The sequence below is a fragment of the Polaromonas sp. P4_F4 genome, from assembly GCF_056401355.1.
Window position 1 is genome coordinate 20,132 of sequence record NZ_JBFUJO010000022.1, and the last position, 20,061, is coordinate 40,192.

17 protein-coding genes are annotated in these 20,061 nt (G+C 66.7%); 11 read left to right on the forward strand and 6 right to left on the reverse strand.

Annotation, left to right across the window (positions count from 1 at the left end; genetic code table 11):
- Positions 1 to 14 precede the first annotated feature (14 nt).
- From AC1DUR_RS19900 to AC1DUR_RS19920, 5 genes are all read right to left on the reverse strand, one after another.
- Positions 15 to 1,856 (reverse strand): ABC transporter ATP-binding protein, encoded by a 1,842-nt coding sequence (locus tag AC1DUR_RS19900; RefSeq protein ID WP_477722025.1) that lies wholly within the window; start codon positions 1,854 to 1,856, stop codon positions 15 to 17.
- Positions 1,856 to 2,725, reverse strand: coding sequence for an ABC transporter permease (locus AC1DUR_RS19905; RefSeq protein ID WP_477719304.1), 870 nt, complete (start codon positions 2,723 to 2,725; stop codon positions 1,856 to 1,858). The genes AC1DUR_RS19900 and AC1DUR_RS19905 overlap by 1 nt, the downstream gene beginning before the upstream one ends.
- A 58-nt stretch (positions 2,726 to 2,783) precedes the next feature.
- A complete protein-coding gene (locus AC1DUR_RS19910; RefSeq protein ID WP_477719303.1) occupies positions 2,784 to 3,740 on the reverse strand; it encodes an ABC transporter permease in 957 nt (318 codons plus the stop codon).
- Positions 3,741 to 3,926: 186 nt separating this feature from the next.
- Positions 3,927 to 5,546: an ABC transporter substrate-binding protein gene (locus AC1DUR_RS19915; protein ID WP_477719302.1), complete on the reverse strand. Its 1,620-nt coding sequence runs from the start codon at positions 5,544 to 5,546 to the stop codon at positions 3,927 to 3,929.
- Positions 5,547 to 5,624: 78 nt separating this feature from the next.
- Positions 5,625 to 5,876 (reverse strand): hypothetical protein, encoded by a 252-nt coding sequence (locus AC1DUR_RS19920; RefSeq protein ID WP_477719301.1) that lies wholly within the window; start codon positions 5,874 to 5,876, stop codon positions 5,625 to 5,627.
- 317 nt (positions 5,877 to 6,193) lie between these two features.
- Between AC1DUR_RS19920 and AC1DUR_RS19925 the strand changes: the two genes are divergently transcribed.
- Positions 6,194 to 7,666, forward strand: a complete 1,473-nt coding sequence (locus tag AC1DUR_RS19925; protein WP_477722026.1) for an aldehyde dehydrogenase family protein — start codon at positions 6,194 to 6,196, stop codon at positions 7,664 to 7,666.
- 53 nt (positions 7,667 to 7,719) lie between these two features.
- Positions 7,720 to 9,045: an NAD(P)/FAD-dependent oxidoreductase gene (locus AC1DUR_RS19930; protein WP_477722071.1), complete on the forward strand. Its 1,326-nt coding sequence runs from the start codon at positions 7,720 to 7,722 to the stop codon at positions 9,043 to 9,045.
- A gap of 17 nt (positions 9,046 to 9,062) precedes the next feature.
- Here AC1DUR_RS19930 and AC1DUR_RS19935 read toward each other — a convergent pair whose 3' ends face one another.
- Positions 9,063 to 10,040 (reverse strand): LysR family transcriptional regulator, encoded by a 978-nt coding sequence (locus tag AC1DUR_RS19935; RefSeq protein WP_477722027.1) that lies wholly within the window; start codon positions 10,038 to 10,040, stop codon positions 9,063 to 9,065.
- 36 nt (positions 10,041 to 10,076) lie between these two features.
- Here AC1DUR_RS19935 and AC1DUR_RS19940 point away from each other — a divergent pair, with 36 nt between their 5' ends.
- The 9 genes from AC1DUR_RS19940 (at position 10,077) to AC1DUR_RS19980 (ending at position 20,045) form a co-directional block, all read left to right on the forward strand.
- Positions 10,077 to 10,388, forward strand: a complete 312-nt coding sequence (locus AC1DUR_RS19940; protein WP_477722028.1) for a (2Fe-2S)-binding protein — start codon at positions 10,077 to 10,079, stop codon at positions 10,386 to 10,388.
- Complete coding sequence (locus AC1DUR_RS19945; protein ID WP_477722029.1) at positions 10,370 to 11,761, forward strand: FAD/NAD(P)-dependent oxidoreductase; 1,392 nt, start codon at positions 10,370 to 10,372, stop codon at positions 11,759 to 11,761. The genes AC1DUR_RS19940 and AC1DUR_RS19945 overlap by 19 nt, the downstream gene beginning before the upstream one ends.
- Positions 11,754 to 12,935 carry an NAD(P)/FAD-dependent oxidoreductase gene (locus AC1DUR_RS19950; protein WP_477722030.1) on the forward strand — a complete coding sequence of 394 codons (1,182 nt, stop codon included), beginning with the start codon at positions 11,754 to 11,756 and terminating at the stop codon, positions 12,933 to 12,935. Before AC1DUR_RS19945 ends, AC1DUR_RS19950 begins: the two co-directional genes overlap by 8 nt.
- 34 nt (positions 12,936 to 12,969) lie before the next feature.
- A complete protein-coding gene (locus tag AC1DUR_RS19955; RefSeq protein ID WP_477722031.1) occupies positions 12,970 to 14,013 on the forward strand; it encodes a membrane dipeptidase in 1,044 nt (347 codons plus the stop codon).
- A 44-nt stretch (positions 14,014 to 14,057) separates the two neighbouring features.
- Positions 14,058 to 15,062 carry a Bug family tripartite tricarboxylate transporter substrate binding protein gene (locus tag AC1DUR_RS19960; RefSeq protein ID WP_477722032.1) on the forward strand — a complete coding sequence of 335 codons (1,005 nt, stop codon included), beginning with the start codon at positions 14,058 to 14,060 and terminating at the stop codon, positions 15,060 to 15,062.
- A 60-nt stretch (positions 15,063 to 15,122) separates the two neighbouring features.
- Entirely contained in the window at positions 15,123 to 16,745 is a 1,623-nt protein-coding gene (locus tag AC1DUR_RS19965) for an ABC transporter substrate-binding protein (protein WP_477722033.1), read from the forward strand.
- 242 nt (positions 16,746 to 16,987) lie between these two features.
- Complete coding sequence (locus tag AC1DUR_RS19970) at positions 16,988 to 17,653, forward strand: haloacid dehalogenase type II (RefSeq protein WP_477722034.1); 666 nt, start codon at positions 16,988 to 16,990, stop codon at positions 17,651 to 17,653.
- A complete protein-coding gene (locus tag AC1DUR_RS19975; RefSeq protein WP_477722035.1) occupies positions 17,650 to 18,696 on the forward strand; it encodes a phosphotransferase in 1,047 nt (348 codons plus the stop codon). The genes AC1DUR_RS19970 and AC1DUR_RS19975 overlap by 4 nt, the downstream gene beginning before the upstream one ends.
- Positions 18,693 to 20,045: an aspartate aminotransferase family protein gene (locus AC1DUR_RS19980; RefSeq protein WP_477722036.1), complete on the forward strand. Its 1,353-nt coding sequence runs from the start codon at positions 18,693 to 18,695 to the stop codon at positions 20,043 to 20,045. Before AC1DUR_RS19975 ends, AC1DUR_RS19980 begins: the two co-directional genes overlap by 4 nt.
- The last annotated feature ends 16 nt before the right edge of the window (positions 20,046 to 20,061 follow it).

Below are 20,061 nucleotides of genomic sequence, written 5' to 3' on the forward strand. Positions count from 1 at the left end.
TCGGGTCTTCTGGATCAGGCCGTGCATTCGCGCGGCTGCGCCTTGGTCTTTTGCAGCTGCAGCAATTCATCGGCGCTGCGGTGGCAGAAGACCTCCACGCCGCCTTCGAGTTCATGCCGCGGCGGCGTCTTGCTGTCGCACACGCCGGCCACGCGCAAGGGGCACCGGTCCAGGAAGCTGCAAATGCCCGCGCGGTCGGTGGGCGCCTGCACCAGCGGCAGGGCCGCGCGCTGCGCCGCTCCGACTTCTTCCAGCCATCCCGGGCGCAGCTCCGGAACGGAATTGGCCAGCAGGTGGAAATACGGATGGCGCGGCGCATGCGCGAAAGCCGACCGGGTCAGCGACTCCACCTTCTGGCCGGCGTACAGCACCACGATCTCGTCGCACACGGCGCGCACGGTGTTCATGTCGTGGCTGATGAACATGTACGACACCCCGAGCTCTTTGCGCAGCTGCGCCAGCAGGTCCAGGATGGCGGCGCCCACGACCGTGTCCAGCGCCGAGGTGACTTCGTCGCACAGGATCAGGTCGGGGTCGGCGGCCAGCGCGCGCGCCAGGTTGACGCGCTGCTTCTGCCCGCCGGAGAGCCCGGCAGGCAGGCGCCGGGCACAAGCCTGCGGCAGTTGCACCAGGTCGAGCAGCTGCGCGATGCGCTTGTCCAGCGCCTCGCCCTTCAAGCCGCGGTACAGCTGCAGCGGCCGCGCGAGAATCTCGGCGATGGTGTGCGAAGGATTGAGCGCCGTGTCCGCCATCTGGAACACGATCTGGATGCGGCGCAGTTCCTCGGGTGAACGCTGCGATACCAGGCGCGGCAGCGGTTTGCCGTCGAACATGATCTGCCCGCCGGCGGGCCCGATCAGGCCGGCGACGGCGCGAGCCAGCGTGGTCTTGCCGGAGCCGGACTCGCCGATGACGCCGATCGCCTGGCCGCGGTACAGGGTCAGGCTCACATCGTCGAGCACCGGTGAGGCGGGCCGGCCGTGCTTGTCCAGGGGCCCATAGCCGGCGACCAGGTTGCGCACCTGAAGCAGCGGCGTGGCGCCCTCGGCCACCGTCTCGCCGCTGCGCGCCTTGGGATTCGCCGCGGCGATCAGGCTGCGCGTGTAGTCGTCTTTCGGTGTGTTGATGATCTGCGCCGTGGTGCCGATCTCGCGCTCGGCGCCGTCGCGCAGCACCAGGATGCGCCCGGCCATCTGGGCCACCACCGCCAGGTCGTGCGTGACGTAGACCGCCGTGGTCCGGCGCTCGCGCACCACGCGGCGAAAGGCGTGCAACACCTCGATCTGGGTGGTGACGTCCAGCGCCGTGGTGGGTTCGTCGAAGATCACCAGGTCCGGGTCGCTCATCAGCGCCATCGCGGCCATGAGGCGCTGCAGCTGCCCGCCCGAGACCTGGTGCGGGTAGCGCTGGCCGATGGTGTCGGGCTGCGGCAACGCCAGCTCGCGGAACAGCGTCACGGCTTTTTTCTCGGCCTCCGCACGCGACATCAGCGAGTGGATATGCGCGGTTTCAACCACCTGGTCCATGATGGTGCGCGACGGGTTGAACGAGGCGGCGGCACTCTGCGCGATGTAGGAGATACGGCGGCCGCGCAAGCGGCGCCGTTCCGATTCGGACAGGCCCAGCACATCGGTGTCTCCGATGCGCACGCTGCCTCCGGCGATGCGGCAGCCGTGGCGCGCGTAGCCCATGAGCGCCAGGCCTATGGTGGTCTTGCCGGAGCCGGATTCGCCGATCAGCGCCAGCACCTCGCCGGGTTCGATGCGGAAAGAAACGCCTTTGACAATCTCTGTTTCGCCGCCGCCGGCGGCCTGCGCCACGATGCGCAGTTCGTTCACGAGGACAGTGGCACCCATTAATGTTTCTCCCGGTCTGCGTCGGTATGGCCCGGCAGGTTGTCGATAACGAGGTTGACCGCGATGGTCAGCGCGGCGATCGCGAACGCCGGGGCGAGCACCGAGACGCCGCCTATCGGCAATACGCCGAGGTTCTCACGCACCAGGGAGCCCCAGTCGGCCATCGGCGGCTGCACGCCCAGGCCCAGGAAGCTCAGGCTCGCCAGAAGGCGCAGGGCGTAGACGAAGCGCAGGCCCATGTCGGCCAGCAGCGGGCCGGTGATGTTGGGCAGGATCTCGCGGCGCATGATGTAGCCCCGGCGTTCGCCGCGGGCGCGCGCCACCAGCACGTAGTCCATGGCGTTGATGTTCACCGCGAGCGAACGGATGATGCGGTAGCTGCCCGGCATGTAGACAATCGTGGCCACGGCGATCAGCAGCGTCACGGAGGAACCGAAGCCCGCAATCACCACCAGCGCGAACATTTTGCTCGGGATCGAGATCAGGGTGTCGAGCAGCCGGCTCAAGGCGGAATCCACCCAGCCGCCGGTGACCGCGGCCAGCAGGCCCAGCACCGCGCCCAGGCCGCAGGCGAGCAGCGTGGCCACCAGCGCGACGCCTATGGTGTAGGGCGTGCCCGCGACGATTCGCGTCAGCATGTCCCGGCCCAGGTAGTCGGTGCCCAGCCAGTGCTGCGCGCTCATGGCCTGGAACACCCCCGCGTCGGACATCTCCCCCAGGGATTGGTCGGACAGGAAGGGCGCGAACAGGGCCACGGCGACCCAGAAACCCAGCACGGCCAGGCCCAGTTTTCCGGCGCGCGACCAGCCGGCCAGTAGCCCGCGCTTGCGGGTGGAAACGGCGGAAGGAAGGAGTGTGGCAGTAGTCATATAAAAACCTCCGCGCTACGCGCTACGGCGCGAGCGCCTTCGGATGGACGGGCGGCGCTCATTGGTGCCTCAGCCTGGGGTTGGAGATGATGCCGCACACGTCGGCCAGCATCACCAGGATCAGATAAGCCGCGCAAAAAATCATGGCACAGGCCTGTACCAGCGGCATGTCGCGCTGGACCACGCCGTCGACCATGAGCTTGGCGATGCCCGGGTAGTTAAAGATCACCTCAATGATGATCACGCCGCCCAGCAGGTAGGACAGGCTCAGCGCCACCGCGTTGGCGATGGGGCCGATGGCGTTGGGCAGCGCATGGAACAGCACGGCGCGGGCGGCGGACGCACCCTTCAGGCGCACCATCTCGATGTAGGCCGCGGCCAGCTGGTCGATCACGGCGGCGCGCGTCATGCGCATCATCTGCGCCATGATCACGCTGCCCAGGCTGAGCACAGGCAGCGCGAACGAATGCAGCATCTGGCCGGGCGAGGACAGGTTCACCTCGTACGAGAGCGCCGGCAGCCATTTCAGCTGGACGGCGAACACCAGAACGGCCAGTGTGGCAACCAGGAACTCCGGCACCGAGACCACAGCCACCGCGGACATGCTGGCGAAACGGTCGAAAGCCGAGCCGCGCCACAAGGCGCACAGGATGCCCAGGCCCAGGGCCAGCGGCACCGCAAAGGCGGCCGTGACAGCGGCCAGCAGCAGCGAGTTGGGCAGGCGGCTGGCAACCGCCTCGCGCACCGGCATGCCCGTGACCACGGACTTGCCCGGGTCACCGGTGACCACGCCGCCCAGCCAGTCGAAGTAGCGCAGCACCGCGCTGCGGTCCAGGCCCATCTCGTGGCGCAGGGCCTTCACGGCCTCGGGCGTGGCGTCCTGGCCCAGCCTCTCTTCCGCCGCGTCGCCGGGCAGCACGGCGGTGATGGCGAACACCACCGCCGACACCGCCAGCAGCGAGCCCAGACCGGCCAGGATGCGGCCGGCCACCATTTTCACGATGGTCAGGTTCATAACGTTTTCTTCCTTTCGAGGGCCATCGCGGAACCGGCTTTGCCGGGCCGCAGGTGGCGCCCCCTTGAGGGGGAGGCGCCGAAGGCGCTTCGGGGGGGAGTCATGCTCGGCCTCCGCAGAGCCGCCTCAAGGCGGCCGAAGCCCCCCTGGGGGGCAGCGCAGCACACGAAGTGACAAGCGTGGGGGTCATGCTTCTAACCACACGTGTTCGGCGAAGCTGGAGCCCATCATCCCGCCCAGGGGGATGGGGCTGAGGCCCTTGAGCTTCTTGTTGTGGCCGTCCAGGCTGGAGAGGAACATCGGGATCCCGATGCCGCCGTCGCTATGGATCATGGTCTGCATGTCGGCGTACATCTGGGCCCGCTTGGCCGCGTCGGTTTCGCCGCGCGCGGCCACCAGCAACTGGTCGAACTGCTCGTTCTTCCAGCCCGCTTCGTTCCAGGGCGCATCCGACTTGAAGAACAGCGTCAACGCCAGGTCAGCGCTGGGGCGTGTGTTGACATTGCCGAAGCCGATCGGGTGCTTCATCCAGTGCTGCGACCAATAGCCGTCGGCCGGCATGTTGCGCACATCCAGGTTCAGTCCGGCCTGCCGGGCAGCGTGCTGCAGCACCAGCGCCATCTCCACCGAGTTTGTCGCGGCGGACGAGGCCACCATCGGGATGGCGGCGCTGCCCAGCTTGGCTTTTTGCAAGTGCCACTTGGCCTTGTCTGCATCGTAGGGGCGCTGCTTCAGGCCCTTGAAGTAGAAGCGGTTGCCCGGGGCGATGGGCTGGTCGTTGGCCACGACGCCACGGCCGATCTGGATGGACTTGAGCATCTGCTCGCGGTTGAACAGGAGCTTCATGGCCATCACGAAATCCGGGTTGCTGCCGGGGCCGCTGTCGCGCCGCATGATCAGGTCCGTGTAAGAGACGCCCTTGGTCTCGAAGATCGCGTGCTTGCCGCTGCCATTCACGCGGTCGATGGAGCGCGGGTTGACCTGGCCGACCATATCCAGTTCGCCAGCCAGCAGCGCGTTGATGCGCGCCGACTCGTCGCTGATGCCCACGTACTCGATCTCGTCCAGGTACGGGCGGTTGGGCTTCCAGTAGTTGTCGTTGCGCACGGCGATGGAGCGCACGCCGGGCTTGAACTCCTTGACCTTGTACGGGCCCGTGCCGATGCCGGCGTTGAAGTCGGTCGTGCCGTCTTTGACGATGTGGAAGTGGTAGGTGCCCAGGATCACTGGCAAGTCGGCATTGGGCGAGGTCAGCCGGAACGTCACCTCATTGGGGCCCGTGGCGGTCACTTCCTCGATCTGGTCGGCCAGCACCTTGGCCTTGGAACCAGTGGCCGGGTTCTTGTGGCGCATCATGGAGAAGACCACGTCGGCCGGCGTCAGCGGCTTGCCGTCGTGGAAAGTGACGCCCTTGCGCAGCTTGAACACCCAGGTCTTGGCGTCCTTGGTGGTGAACTCCTCGGCCAGTGAGGGCTGGGGCGTCAGGCTGCCGTCCAGGTAGGTCAGCCCGTTGTAGAACATGAAGCCGCGGATGTAGTCGGTGCCGTTAGCCTGCTTGGCCGGATCCAATGTATCGCTCACCCCGGAAGCCGCTCCAGCGACCTTGATGCGCCCGCCCTTGCGCGGCGTTTCTGCATGGGCGGCGCCGGCAAGGCCCGCGATGCTGCCAGCCAGGGCCGCCTGCATGCCGCCGGCCGCCAACATGGCCAATACATCGCGCCGGCTCGCGCCGCGCTGCAACGCACCCAGGATGCGTGTGCTCTCTTCAGGGCCGATCAGGCCGTCCAGCTGTTTGTTATCTGCCATGGTGGTCTCCTAGTGGGGGTAAAGGCATTGGAGCACCTGGCGACCGGGTATATGCCTCGATCACACGGGGGTGCTTGGTTAAAACTGCGGTTTTGCGGATGGCCGGCGGCATGGTGTGCGGCGCGCCCCCGACGGCTTCAGGATCTGGCCGTACGGCTTGCATCCGCCCATCACCACGCCGAAGCGAGGGTCATCGAGGTCCTTGACGAACAGGTGCATGCGTTCGGGCGGCAGCCGGCCCTCGCAGAGGTCGCAGGCCATCCGGTGCATGGGGAAACAGGTCAGTGCGCCGCTGCAGTCAAAGCCGATGGACTGGGGACGAAGGGTCATGAAAGCATCCTCCTGGAAGGGTGGTGCAAAGCCTGGACCGGTTCGCCGGCGCCATGCTTGAATGCTATTGAACCGCCGCCGCAGATGCTGCGGTTGTGCGCCGCTCGCGCACTGTTCATGCCGAATGCCCACGCTTAAACGGCAGATCAATTCCAGGCAAGGGCGTACCATGACTTCGATTCTTTTGAGAGGGCAATCATGGAAAATGACGACACAATGCGCGGCCGACCGCCGCGCAATGCACACTGGTTCTGCAAGGGCAACTTCCCCGCGGAGCAACGCAAAATCCGCCGCGCCGCAGCAAAGGATAAGCGCCCATGAACGTCTCCCTTGTTGAGCAACTCAAAGTGGCCGGCCGTCTGGATCGCCTTTTCATAGACGGTGAGTGGGTCCTGCCCTCAGGGCAATCCCGAGCCAGCGTCATCGACCCGTCGACCGAGGAGCCCGTCGCGCAGATCGCGTTGGGAACCGCGGAGGACGTCGCGACGGCCGTGGCCGCGGCACGCTGCGCCTTCGCGAGCTGGTCCGTCAGTTCCGTCCAGAGCAGGGCTTCGCTGCTTGACCGCGTTCACGCCCTGATCCTCGAGCGAGCAGAATTGTTCGCCCAGGCGATTTCACTGGAGATGGGCGCTGCCATCGGCTTTGCGCGCAGCACACAGGTGCCGGTTGCGGCCGAGCACATCCGCGTGGCCCGGGACAATCTGGCCAGCTATCCCTTCCTCACCCGCCGCGGGGACGTGGCCATCCTGCGCGAAGCCATCGGCGTGTGCGGCCTGATCACCCCCTGGAACTGGCCGCTCTACCAGATCACGGCCAAGGTGGGCCCCGCCCTGGCGGCCGGATGCACCGTCGTCCTCAAGCCCAGCGAACTGTCGCCCCTGAGCGCCTTGCTGTTTGCCGAGGTGGTGCACGACGCCGGCATCCCGCCGGGCGTGTTCAACCTGGTGAGCGGCAACGGGCCCGAGGTCGGCGCCGCGCTGTCGGCGCATCCGGACGTGGACATGATCTCGATCACCGGCTCAACCCGGGCCGGCGTCCTCGTTGCCCAAGCGGCGGCCCCGACGGTCAAGCGCGTGGCCCAGGAACTCGGCGGCAAATCGCCCAACGTGATCCTGCCGGACGCGGACCTGGCGCGCGCCGTGCCGGCGGGCGTGGCGGCCGCCTTCCGCAATGTCGGCCAGTCCTGCAGCGCGCCGACCCGCATGATCGTTCCGCGCGAGCGCCTGCAAGAGGTCGAGCGGATCGCGCTCGAAGCGGCATCGAGTTTCGTCGTGGGCGATCCACGCTCGCCGCAGACCACGCACGGCCCGGTGGCCAACCGCGCCCAGTTCAATCGGGTGCAGGAGATGATCGCCATCGGGATCGCCGAGGGAGCGCGCCTTATTTGTGGCGGCCCCGGCCGGCCGGAGGGCCTGGGGCGCGGCTTCTATTGCCGCCCGACCATCTTCTCCGCGGTGCATCCGCAGATGCAGATCGCGCAGGAGGAGATCTTCGGGCCGGTGCTTTCGATCATCGCCTACGACAGCGTGGACGAGGCCGTGGAGATCGCCAACGACACGGTCTACGGCCTGGGCGCCCACGTGCAAGGCCAGGACCTCGCCGCGGCGCGGGCGGTCGCGGCGCGCATCCGCTCCGGGCAGGTGCACATCAACTATCCGGCCTGGAGCCCCCATGCCCCCTTTGGCGGCTACAAGCGCTCGGGCAATGGCCGCGAATACGGCATCGAAGGCCTTGAGGAGTACCTGGAAACCAAGGCGATCCTGGGGTTCGGGCAGGAGCAGCCAGCATGAGCACAGCCTTGGCACAAAGAGTACAGGCACTCAACAACGACCGAAATCCATCCATGTCCCAGCCCCTGCGCATCCTCGAGACCTCCTCCACCCCGCCGGCCAGCGCCGACGTCGTCGTGATCGGCGGCGGGATCATCGGTGTCTTCACCGCTTACTACCTGGCCCGGCGCGGGCTTTCGGTCGCCGTGGTCGAAAAGGGCCGCATCGGCGCCGAGCAATCGAGCCGCAACTGGGGCTGGTGCCGCCAGCAGAACCGCGACGCGCGCGAACTGCCCATGGCCACCCGGAGCCTCGAACTCTGGGATCAGTTTGCCGCCGACAGCGGCGAAGACACGGGCTTCAAGCGCAGCGGCTTGTTGTACCTCAGCGATGACGAAGCCCAGATTGCCGGCTGGGCAAAGTGGCGCGAATTCGCGAAGACCGCCGGCGTGACCACGCACATGCTGAGCGGCCGCGAGGCTTCGGAGCGGGGCCTGGCGACCGGCCGCGCGTGGAAGGGCGGCGTCTTCTCACCCAGCGACGGGACGGCCGACCCGGCCAAGGCGGCGCCCGCCGTGGCGGCCGCGCTCATGAAGCTCGGCGGCACCGTCCACCAGAACTGCGCCGCGCGCGGCATCGAGATGGAGGGCGGCCGGCTCAGCGGCGTCGTGACCGAAGCGGGGACCATCAAGACCCGCACCGCGGTTCTCGCAGGCGGTGCTTGGGCGTCCTCGTTCTGCAACCAGCTCGGCGTGCAGTTTCCGGTCGCCACGATACGCCAATCGATCGTGCGCCTGTCACCGGTGGAACAGCAACTGCCGGCAGCGCTGACCAGCCCACGCGTCGCCATCACCCGGCGCCCCGACGGCCATTACGTCCTGGCCATCAGCGGCCGTGGGCGCGCCGACCCCACGCCGCAGCTGCTGCGCTTCGCGCCGCAGTTCATCCCGATGTTCGCCAAGCGCTGGCGCAACGTGTTTCCCGGCGGCCTGGAAGGCATACGCTGGGGCCACGAAACCCGCGCGCGATGGAAGCTGGACGCTCCCACCCCCATGGAACGGGCGCGCATCCTCAACCCCAAGCCCGACCCTGCGGGTGTCCGCGAAATCCACCGCCGTGCCGTCGACTTGTTGCCCGCGCTGCGCGAAGCCCGCATCGCCAACACCTGGGCGGGCTACATTGACAGCACGCCCGATGGCGTGCCGGGTATCGGAGAACTGCCGCAGGTGCCCGGGCTCATCCTGGCCGCGGGCTTCTCGGGACACGGTTTCGGCATCGGTCCCGGCGCGGGCCACCTGATCGCCGACCTGGTGTCGGGAGCCAAGCCGATCTTCGATCCGGAGCCTTTCAACCCTGCCCGGTTCAACGCGTCGGCGTGGGGCAAGGTGGCTGATTTCTAACGAGCGTCCCGCGGGCGTCAAGTCCGGTTTGACAAGGCCGCGACGGCGGCGCGCAGGTCGCGCGCGTATTCACGACCGTGCCGGGTCTGCGGCCGCAGCCCGCTGCGCGACAGGACGATCTCCATCACCACTTCCGGGTGGAACGGGCGCACCACCAGATCGCCGAAGTTGCGCCACGGGACCAGCCCATCCACCAGGGCGATTCCCAAACCCTGCTGGACCAGGGGCAAGGCAGCGATCGACATGGATACTTCGATCTGCACCTGTGGCGGCACATCCGCCTCGCGGAATGCCTGCTCAACCAACTTGCCCATGGGCGTTTGCGCGCCGTAGCTGATCAGAGCGTGTCCGAGCAGATCAGCCGGCGTCACAACCTCAAGACCGGCCAGCGGCGAATCCGGCCGCATCAGCGCCACGATCCCGGCTTTGCCCAGGGACTCGCACCGCAACTGCGCCTCGGCAGACCAGCGCATGCTCACGCCGAGATCGATGTCGCCCAGCAGGATGTGTTCGTCGATGGCCTCGGCAGAAAGCGTCTGCAGCACGACGCGCAGCCCGGGATTGCGCTGGCGGAAGCGCTCCGTGGCGTAAGGGAGCAAGGCGAAAGTCGCCGGCGCACTCGCGCCCACGCGGAGCAAACCGAGCTGCTTGTCGCGGATGCGGTCCGACAGGCCCTTAAGGACTTCGATCTCGCGAAAGATCCGGTCCGCGTCGTGGTACAGCAGCTGTGCCTCCGCAGTCGGTACCAGCCGGCCACCGAGGCGCTCGAACAGCGAGTACCCGATCTGTGTTTCGAAGTGCCGCAGCAACTTGCTGACCGCCGGTTGCGAAACATGAAGCGCCTCGGCGGCGGCGGTGAGAGAGCGGTTGCGCATGACGGCGCGAAATACTTCGAGCTGGCGGGCGTTCATGCGCCACAGTATAACCAAAGGTTTGGTATTTCCAAACACTTGATATTGGCGCGAGCGGGCCGTCCTGCCCAGAATCGAGAGCATGAGTCCATCCAATTGCCGCTGCGGCGGAACAAGCAAATGACGGCCGGCCGCTTCATCCGGCTGGCTGAAACGGCTCGCCCCTCGGTGCAACTGATCGCCGACGGCAAGCCGATCGCCGCCCTCGAGGGCGACACCTTGCTCGTCGCCCTGCTCGGCAACATTGCTCACCTGCGGCATTCCGAGTTTGGCGATGGCGTGCGTTCCGGTTTTTGCCTGATGGGCGCCTGCCAAGACTGCTGGGTCTGGACCGAAAGCGGCGAGCGCCTGCGCGCCTGCACAACCGTGGTGCGCGAAGGATTGCGCGTCTGCACCGAACCGCTGGAGGTGACATGGCCCAACCGCGCGTGATCGTCGTCGGTACCGGCCCCGCCGGCGTGCGCTGCGCCGAGGCCCTGGTCGAGGCAGGCCTGATTCCGACCGTTGTCGACGAAGGCCGGCGCGATGGAGGCCAGATCTACCGGCGCCAACCCGAGGGCTTCAAACGTCCATATGCCAAGCTGTACGGCAGCGAGGCGAAGAAGGCCGAAGACCTGCATCGCAGTTTCGAGGCCATCCGGCCCAAGGTGGATTACCGGCCCGAAACGCTGGCCTGGAACGTGACGGCGAACAAGCTGCACGTGCTGCATGACGGCAACCAGACCTCCACGCTGCCATTCGACGCATTGGTTGTGTGCAGCGGCGCCACCGACCGGTTGATGCCGGTCGAGGGCTGGAACCTCGCCGGATGCTACAGCCTGGGTGCATCCCAGATCGCGCTGAAGTCGCAGGCCTGCGCCATCGGCCGGCGGGTCGTCTTCATGGGGACCGGGCCGCTGCTGTACCTGGTCGCCTCGCAGTATGTCCAGGCCGGTGCCACGGTGCTTGCCGTGCTCGACACATCGCCGTTTTCCGAGCGGCTGCGAGCCTTGCCCGCCCTGGCGGCCAGGCCCGGCCTGCTGCTCAAGGGAATGGCGCTGAACCGCGTCCTGCGCAAGGCCGGTGTCGCCATGCACAGCGGTGTCACGCCGCTGCGCATCACCGGTGCAGCAGCAACGGGTGTCCAGGGGGTGACGGTGCGCAAGGGCGACGGCAGCGAACTGCACTTCGACTGCGACGCCATTGCCCTGGGCTACCACCTGCGCGCGGAAAGCCAGCTGGCCGATCTGGCGCGCTGCGAATTCCGGTTCGACAGCGAGTCGCGCCAGTGGTTTCCGAAGATCGACAGCGATGGACGCAGCACGACTGCAGGTGTCTACCTCGCCGGCGACGGAGCGCGCATTCTCGGCGCCGATGGCGCAGAAGCGGCGGGTCGCCTGGCGGCGCTCGCCGTGATGTCCGATCTGGGACGGCCGACATCGCCGGACCCGATGCCGGCACTGCGGCGCACGCTGGACAAGATGGACCGCTTCCGCCGCGGCCTGATCAAGGCCTTCCCCTGGCCCCATGCCCAGGCGGCCGCCCTGCCCGATTCGGCAGTCGTCTGCCGCTGCGAAACGATCACGGCCGGAGAACTGCGGCGCGTGGTCAACGAGATGGGCGGCAGCGAAATGAACCGCGCCAAGGCCTTCAGCCGGGTCGGCATGGGCCGCTGCCAGGGCCGCTTCTGCGGCCACGCGGCGGCCGAGGTGGTGGCGCACGCCGCCGGCATTCCGATCGAGAGGGTCGGCCGCCTGCGCGGCCAGGCACCCGTCAAGCCGTTGCCGATGGCGGCGCTCGAGAACCCGGGAGGCGTCAATGCCTGAAAACCTGAAGGCCGACGTCATCATCGTCGGCGGCGGCCTGATGGGCGCGGCCAGCGCATTCTTCCTGCGCAAGCGCGGCCGCTCGGTAATCCTGCTGGAACGCGGCCTGGTCGGCCAGCAGGCCAGCGGCGTCAACTTCGGCAACGTGCGGCGCCAGGGCCGCTACCTGCCGCAACTGCCACTGGCACATCGCTCGCGGGCAGTGTGGGGCCAGATGAAGGAACTGCTCGGCGACGACGCCGAGTTCCTGGTGACAGGCCATGTGCGTGGCGTGTACGACGAGGCGCAGGCGGAGGTGGTCGAGAAATATGCCAGCGACGCGCGCGGCTGGGGCCTGGACCTTGAAATTGTCGGCGGAAGCGAGTTCCGCCGCCGCTTCCCCTTTTTTGGCCCCGAGGTCATCTGCGGCTCCTATTCGCCGAACGACGGCCACGCAAATCCACGGCTGGCGGCTCCGGCTTTCGGTCGAGCGGCAGCGCGCGCGGGGGCGCAGGTGATAGAGAACTGCGAAGTAATTGCTGTCGACAAGGACGGCGAGGACTTCCGCGTGCAGACAGCCGACGGCCGGACCTTCCGCGCGCCGTGCGCCCTGATTTGCGCGGGCGCCTGGGGCGACAAGCTGTCCGCCGCCTTTGGCGAGCCCGTGCCGATGACGCCACAGGGACCCACTATGGGCGTGACCGAGCCGGTGCCCTACGGAATCATCCCGGTGGTGGGCGTGTCGACCAAGGTACACCATGAGGTGGTTTACTTCCGCCAGGTCAAGCGCGGGAATATCGTATTCGGCGGTGGCCTGCGGGGCCCCGCGTACCCGGACCTGAAGCGAGCCTACGTGCTGCCGGAGAACACCCTGCTCCAGTTGCGCGAGCTGCGTCGCCTTGCGCCGGCGCTTGGCAAGCTGCAGGTGCTGCGCACCTGGAGCGGCATCGAGGGCTACATGCGCGACGATCTGCCAGTCATGGGCCCCAGCGGCCGGGTCAGCGGCCTGTACTACGCCTTCGGCTTCTGCGGCCACGGCTTCCAGCTCGGCCCCGGGGTCGGCGACGTGATGGCTGAACTGATAGCCACGGGCGCCACCAGCACGCCGATCGAGCCTTTCCATATTCGACGCTTTGCCGTCCAGCCGGTGTCCTCATGGGCGCCCGCCTCCACCGCTGCGCAGGCAATTGCCTGACGCATTTCCCAAGATACTTCCTGGAGCTTTACCGATGTCAGTGACCGTCCACCCCGCAGAATCCCTTGTCGCCGACGACAGGGCACGCCGTTTCCATGAGAGCAACCTCGTATTCGACGGGTTGGCGATCGCCTATGTGCTCGATGAGAAGTTCACCCGACGCGCGATCGAGGGGGGGGTCAATGCCGCCAACGTGACCTTCGCGTTGGAGGAGAACTGGGACAAGACGCTGCAGAACTTCGAGCGCCACCTGGCCAAGATCGACAAGAGTCCGCTGCTGATGCTGTGCAAGACGGCCGACGACGTTCTCGTCGCCAAGCAGAAAGGCAAACTCGGCATCGTGATCGGCACCCAAGGTGCCAGCATGATCGAGGACCAGGACCAGTTCTGGCGCATTGAAGCCATGACCCGGATGGGCCTGCGCTTCCTGGGCCTGGCCTACACCACGGCCAACGCGCTCGGCGACGGCTGCGGCGAGAAGCGCGACGCGGGCCTCACTTATCTGGGCGAGGAACTGATCTCCCTGGTCAATACCCTGCCGCTGATGCTCGACTTGTCGCACTGCGGCCACCGCACCCGGGCCGAAGCGGCGGCGCTGGCACGGGCACCCGTTTGCACCCACTCGAACAGCGACGAACTGCGCAGCAATGGTCGCAACACGACGGACGCCACCGTCAAGGCGATGGCGGCCAAGGGCGGAATGATCGGCGTTTGCGGCCTGCCGCAGTCGCTGGCCGACGAGACGCCAACCCTCGACGACCTGCTCAACCATCTGGACCACTTCGTCAAGCTGGTGGGCGTAAACCACGTCGGCATCGGGATGGACTATGTCGAGGCCTTCCAGGAAGCCGGAACCGTGGTGGCCCCGCCGAGCGTCGTGACCTGGCGTACCCGCCGTCCCGATATCTTCGGGCCGCTGTCCGCTTTCGGCCGCCAGTCGTATCCGATCGGCGTCGAGTCGGTGCGCAAGCTTCCGAACCTGACCCAAGGCCTGTTCGACCGCGGCTATTCGGAGGACGATGTGAAGGCCCTGCTCGGCGGCAGCTGGCTGCGTGCCATGCGCAAGTTCTGCGGTTGAATGGGCGCACATGCCCCCGAGCCATCCACGAAGGACAACAGACCATGCATGCCACCCGTAGAAAATTCTTGAGTGCCCTGTCCAGCCTGCCCCTGCTCGCAAGCGGTGTCCTCAGGCCCCGACTTGCGATGGCGCAAGATCGTTACCCCAGTCACCCCATCAAGCTGATCGTTCCGTTCGGCCCGGGCAGCAGCACGGACATCGCCGCAAGAACATGGGGCGAAGTGATCGGCAAGCAGCTGGGCGGCGCGTCGGTCATCGTCGACAATCGGGCGGGCGCCGGCGGCAACATCGGGGCCACAGCGGTCGCACGCTCCACACCCGATGGGTACACGCTTCTCTACAGCACGGCCACCACGTGGGCCATCGCGCCCTTGATCTACCCGGACCTTTCCTACCAGCCCACGCGCGATTTCCTGCCCGTTGCGGTGACGACTACCGTACCCACCTTCCTGGTGGTCAGTGGGGACAGCGACATCCGCACATTCCAGGACCTCGCCACCCGCACCAGGGCGACTCCCGATCGCATCAGCTACGGCTCGAACGGCGTGGGTGCGAATAGTCACCTCACCTGCAAGCTGCTGGCCAACCGCCTCGGCGTGCCCAACCTCCTGCACGTGCCGTTCAAGCAGGGATCGCAAGGCGTGATGTCCGAGGTGATGGCAGGCCGGATCACTTTCGCGGTCGATTCCTGGTCCGTCGTCGGCCCGCTTGTCCGATCCGGCCGGCTGCGCGCTTTGGGCGCGACCGGCAGCAAGCGCCTCGCGGTCGCGCCCGAGGTTCCGACGTTGGCGGAAATCCTGAAGCAGGAGTTCGACACCACGACCTGGAGCGGTCTCTGGGCGCCTGCGGGCACACCCATGGAGATCGTCACCCGCCTGCACGAAGGACTCGCGGCAGGCCGCAAGAATGCCGCCCTGGCCAAGCAGTTCGAAGAACAGGGAACCCCTTTGATGCCCGACATGTCGCTTGCGCGCGTGAACGTGTTCATGCAGCAGGAAATCGATCGCTGGAAAGTCATGGTGAAGGAAGCCCAGATCACCGTCTAGGAACAAGATACTCGCGCCTTACTGATCCCTCCCACCCTCCAACCCTACCGGAGACATGACATGAACGAACGCAAAGAGCTCGACCTATTGATCGGACCCGCAGACAGCACGCGCATCCACGACGCGTTGAAGCGTGGGGCGAGCCGGCGCGACGTCCTCACGATGCTGATGGCCGGCGGCATGCAGGCCGCGCTTGCGGTCGGCATTGCAACGGCGGCGAGCAACGCGCACGCCGCCGAAACGCCGAAGAAGGGCGGGCGCATCAAGGTGGCGGGCGCCACCGCCGCTGTGAACGACACGCTCGACCCGGCGAAACAGTCGAACCACACCGACTACATCCGCGGGTTCATGTTCTACAACGGGCTCACGTACCTGGACGGCAGCCTGACGCCGCAGCCGTCCCTGGCCGAGGAGTTCACGACCAAGGACGCGAAAACCTGGGTCTTCAAGCTGCGCAAGGGCGTGACCTTCCACGACGGCAAGCCGCTGACGCCGCAAGACGTGATCTTCTCGATCATGCGCCACAAGAACCCCGCGACGGCCTCGAAGGCCAAGGTGCTGGCCGACCCCATTGACGAGGTGACCGCCACCGGTCCGAATGAAGTGACGATCCGCCTCGCAACGCCGAACGCGGACCTGCCGGTGGTCCTGGGCACGTATCACTTCCACATCGTCAAGGACGGCACAAGCGATTTCAACGCCGGCATCGGCACGGGGCCCTACAAGGTCAAGGAATTCAAGCCCGGCGTGCGCTCTGTAGCCATCCGCAACGACAACTACTGGAAACCGAACCGGCCGTACGTCGACGAGATCGAATACGTGGGAATCGGCGATGAATCGGCGCGCATCAATGCACTGCTGTCAGGTGAATTGGACCTGGTCGGATCGGTGAACCCGCGCTCGATTGATCGCATCACCGCCACCGACAAACATGCGATCTTCGAGACGAAGGCCGGCACCTACACGGACATGGTGGTTCGCCTGGACAGCTCGCCCGGCAACAACCCGGACTTCGTGAAGGCGCTCAAGTACCTGTTCAACCGTGAGCAGATGCTCAAGTCGATCATGATCGGCCGCGGGGTGGTGGCCAACGACCAACCCATCGACCCCAGCAACCGCTTCTACTTCAAGGGCCTCAAGCAGCGGGCGTACGACCCCGACATGGCGAAGTTCCACTTCCAGAAATCAGGCATCGGCAGCACGGTGGTGCCCCTGGTGGTGTCGCCTGCCGCGACCAGCTCGGTCGAGATCGGCCTGGTGCTGCAGTACGCGGCCAAGCAGATCGGCATGAACCTCGACGTGCGCCGCATGCCGGCGGACGGCTACTGGTCGCAGCACTGGATGAAGCACCCGGTGGGATTCGGCGCGGTGAACCCGCGCCCCAGCGCCGACGTCCTCCTCACGTCCTTCTTCAAGTCCGATGCGCCGTGGAACGAATCGGCGTGGAAGAGCGAGCAGTTCGACCAGCTGCTCGTCGCCGCGCGCGGCGAGCCCGACACTGCAAAGCGCGCGCAGATGTACGCCGACATGCAGGTGATGATCCACGAGGGCAGCGGCATCGGCATCCCGTTCTTCATGTCGAACATCGACGGCCACAGCAAGAAGCTCAAGGGGCTGACGCCGATCCCGCTCGGCGGAATGATGGGCTATACGTTCGCCGAACACGTCTGGCTGGATACATGACTCGGCCGATGCCGGCCGCACCTGCGGCCACGCGCGATCGACGGTAAGGTGTGGAGTTTGAACTCGCAGAGTGGCTGCTAAGGCAGTTCAGCCCACTAAGCCCCACGCCTGTCAAGGCCGCGCAAAGTTCCGGCAAGCGTCCGGATTGAAACGGATTCCACTTGCACCGCATGTGAATGCGGCATTTCCGAAAGGCGGGGAATTCATAGACTCATATCCACCCCAACAGCGTGGATCCTTCTATGACATTCAAACCCAAATTCATCAGCTTCGACTGCTACGGCACGCTCATCAACTTCGAGATGGGCCCGACCGCAAACAGCCTGTTCAAAGACCGCGTCCCGGCCGGCCGGATGCCGGCCTTCCTGGACAGCTTTCGGGCCTATCGCCTCGACGAGGTCCTGGGCGAGTGGAAGCCCTTCTTCGAAGTCGTGGAGAATTCGATCCGCCGTGCCTGCAAGGCGCACGGCATCGACTACCAACCGTCGGACGCCGTCGCGCTGTACGATGCCATTCCCACCTGGCAACCACACCCGAACGTCGTCGAGGTTCTGGAGGCGATCGCGCCGCACGTGCCCCTGGTGATCCTCTCGAACTCGATGGTCGACCTGATCCCGGCGAGCGTCGCCCATCTCAAGGCGAAGTTCCACGCCGTCTACACGGCCGAGGAAGCACGCGCGTATAAACCGCGCTTTAAGACCTTCGAGTACATGTTCGACCAGCTCGGATGCGCGCCTGACCAGATGATGCACGTCTCGTCGAGCTTCCGCTACGACCTGATGACGGCCTCCGACCTGGGCTTCATGGCGAAGGCCTTCATCGACCGCGGGCATGAGCCGACTTCCGACGCCTACGGTGTCAGCCGTTTGACCGACGTCCGCCAGCTTCCCGGCCTGCTCGGCCTATGACCGAACTGAGCACCACCGTGCCCGCCCTCGCGCCGGCGGCAGTGGAGGCCCTGGTCCGCCGCATCTACGGCATCGAGGGCTCCACCCGGCCATTGGCGGGCGAGCGTGACCAGAACTGCCTGGTGGAGGCGGCCGATGGCTGTCGCTACGTCCTCAAGATCAGCAATCCGTCCGAGTCACCCGCGGTCGTCGACTTCCAGATCGCGGCGCTCGACCACATCGCCCGCATGTCACCGGACCAGCCGGTGCCGCGCGTCGTGCGGACACTGGAAGGACACACACACGACACGGTCGTGCTCAACGGGGGCGTTCAGACACGCGTGCGCATGCTGAGCTACCTGGACGGCATCCAGATCCGCGAGACCGTGCGCACCGCCGCGCAGCGGCGCGCCATGGGAGCCGGGCTTGCCGGCTTGAACCGCGCGCTGCACGGCTTCGCGCATCCGGGCGCGGCGCATGACCTGCTGTGGAACGTCGCCACGGCGCATCGGCTGGGCGCACAGCTCGACAGCCTCGTGGACGGCAAGCACCGCGCGCTGGCCCAGGCCTTCATGACGCGCTTCACGACGCACGTGCTGCCGCGCCTGGCATCGCTGCGGTCCCAGGTGATCCACAACGACTACCACCTCTACAACGTGCTGGTCGCCCCCGACGACCCCGCGCGCATCGTGGGCATCATCGACTTCGGCGACATGGTGCACGCACCGCTCGTCGGCGAGGTGGCGACGGCCGCCGCCTTCCACATGGCCGGCAACGCTGATCCTTTCGAGGGACCGGCCCAGTTCGTGGCCGCCTATCACGCGGTGCTGCCGCTGACCGGCGCCGAACAGGAGGTCGTTGCCGATCTCCTGGCCACGCGCCACCTCATCACGGCGCTGATCTCGGAATGGCGCGCCGCGCGCTACCCCGAGAACCGCGCCTACATCATGCGACACAACCCCGCGGCGTGGGAAGGCTTGTCCCAGATGGCCGATCTTTCCCGCGACACAGCACGCGACCGGCTGCTGGCCGGCGTACACGTACAAACAGGAGCCACTCTATGAAAAGCACCACCGACCTCAACATGGTCAATGCCTATATCCCCGGCCGCGCCGACGTGGGCCCGGCTACCGCGCAAATGATCGCGCGCCGCGACGCCCTGCTCGGCCCGGCCTACCGCCTGATGTATGAACGGCCGCTGCACATCGTGCGGGGCGAAGGCGCCTGGCTGATCGACCCCGAGGGGCGCCGCTATCTCGACGCCTACAACAACGTCACCTCGCTCGGGCATTGCCATCCGGCGGTGACCGAGGCGATCTGCCGGCAGGTGCAGACGCTGGCCACCAACACGCGCTATCTGCACGACACGATTCTCGAACTGGCCGAACGCCTGCTCGCGAGCGTGCCGGGGACCGATCTGGCCCACCTGATGCTGACCTGCACGGGCAGCGAGGCCAACGACCTCGCCTATCGCATCGCGAAGGTCCGCACCGGTGGCACCGGCATGATCGTGACCGACACCGCGTATCACGGCATCACCGACGCCGTGTCGCAATTCTCGCCGTCGCTGGGCGTGACCGTCGATCTCGGCGCGCATGTGCGCCTGGTTCCGGCTCCGCGCCTGTATCACGCCGAGGGCGCCGACCTTTCCGGGCGCTTCACCCGCGACGTCGAGGCGGCGATCGCCGACCTGCGGCGCCATGGCATCAAGCCGGCCGCGCTGATTGTCGATTCGCTGTTCACCAGCGACGGCATCCTCCCCGGACCGCAAGGCTTCCTGAAGGGCGCGGTCGACGCGATCAAGCGGGCAGGCGGCATTTTCATTGCCGACGAAGTCCAACCCGGCTTCGGGCGGACCGGCGAACATCTTTGGGGTTTCCAGCGTCATGGCGTCGTGCCCGACATCGTCACGATGGGCAAACCGATGGGCAACGGCCAACCGATTGCGGGACTGTTGGCGACCGCCGACGTCCTGGCGGAGTTCGGGAAGCACTCGCGCTACTTCAACACCTTCGCGGGCAATACCGTCTCCTGCGCGGCGGCGCTGGCGGTACTGGACACGATAGAGCGAGACGGGCTGGTGCAGCATGCCGCCAGGGTGGGGAAGATCCTGCACGACGGCATCGCCGCCCTTGCAGCCCGGCACGAGGCTATCGGTGACGTGCGCGGGGCGGGCCTGTTTGTCGGGGTCGAACTCGTCTCCGACCGGGCATCGCGAGCGCCGGATCGCAGCCTGACGAGCCAGGTGGTCAACCGGATGCGCGACAAGGGCGTGCTGATCAGCGCCTGCGCGATGGGGCACAACGTGCTCAAGATCCGTCCGCCCCTGGTGCTGTCGGCGGACCAGGCCGGCCTCGTCATCCAGGCGCTCGACGAGTCCCTGGCCGAAGCGCGCACGGCCGGCACGCACTAGCCGCGATCGGCATCCG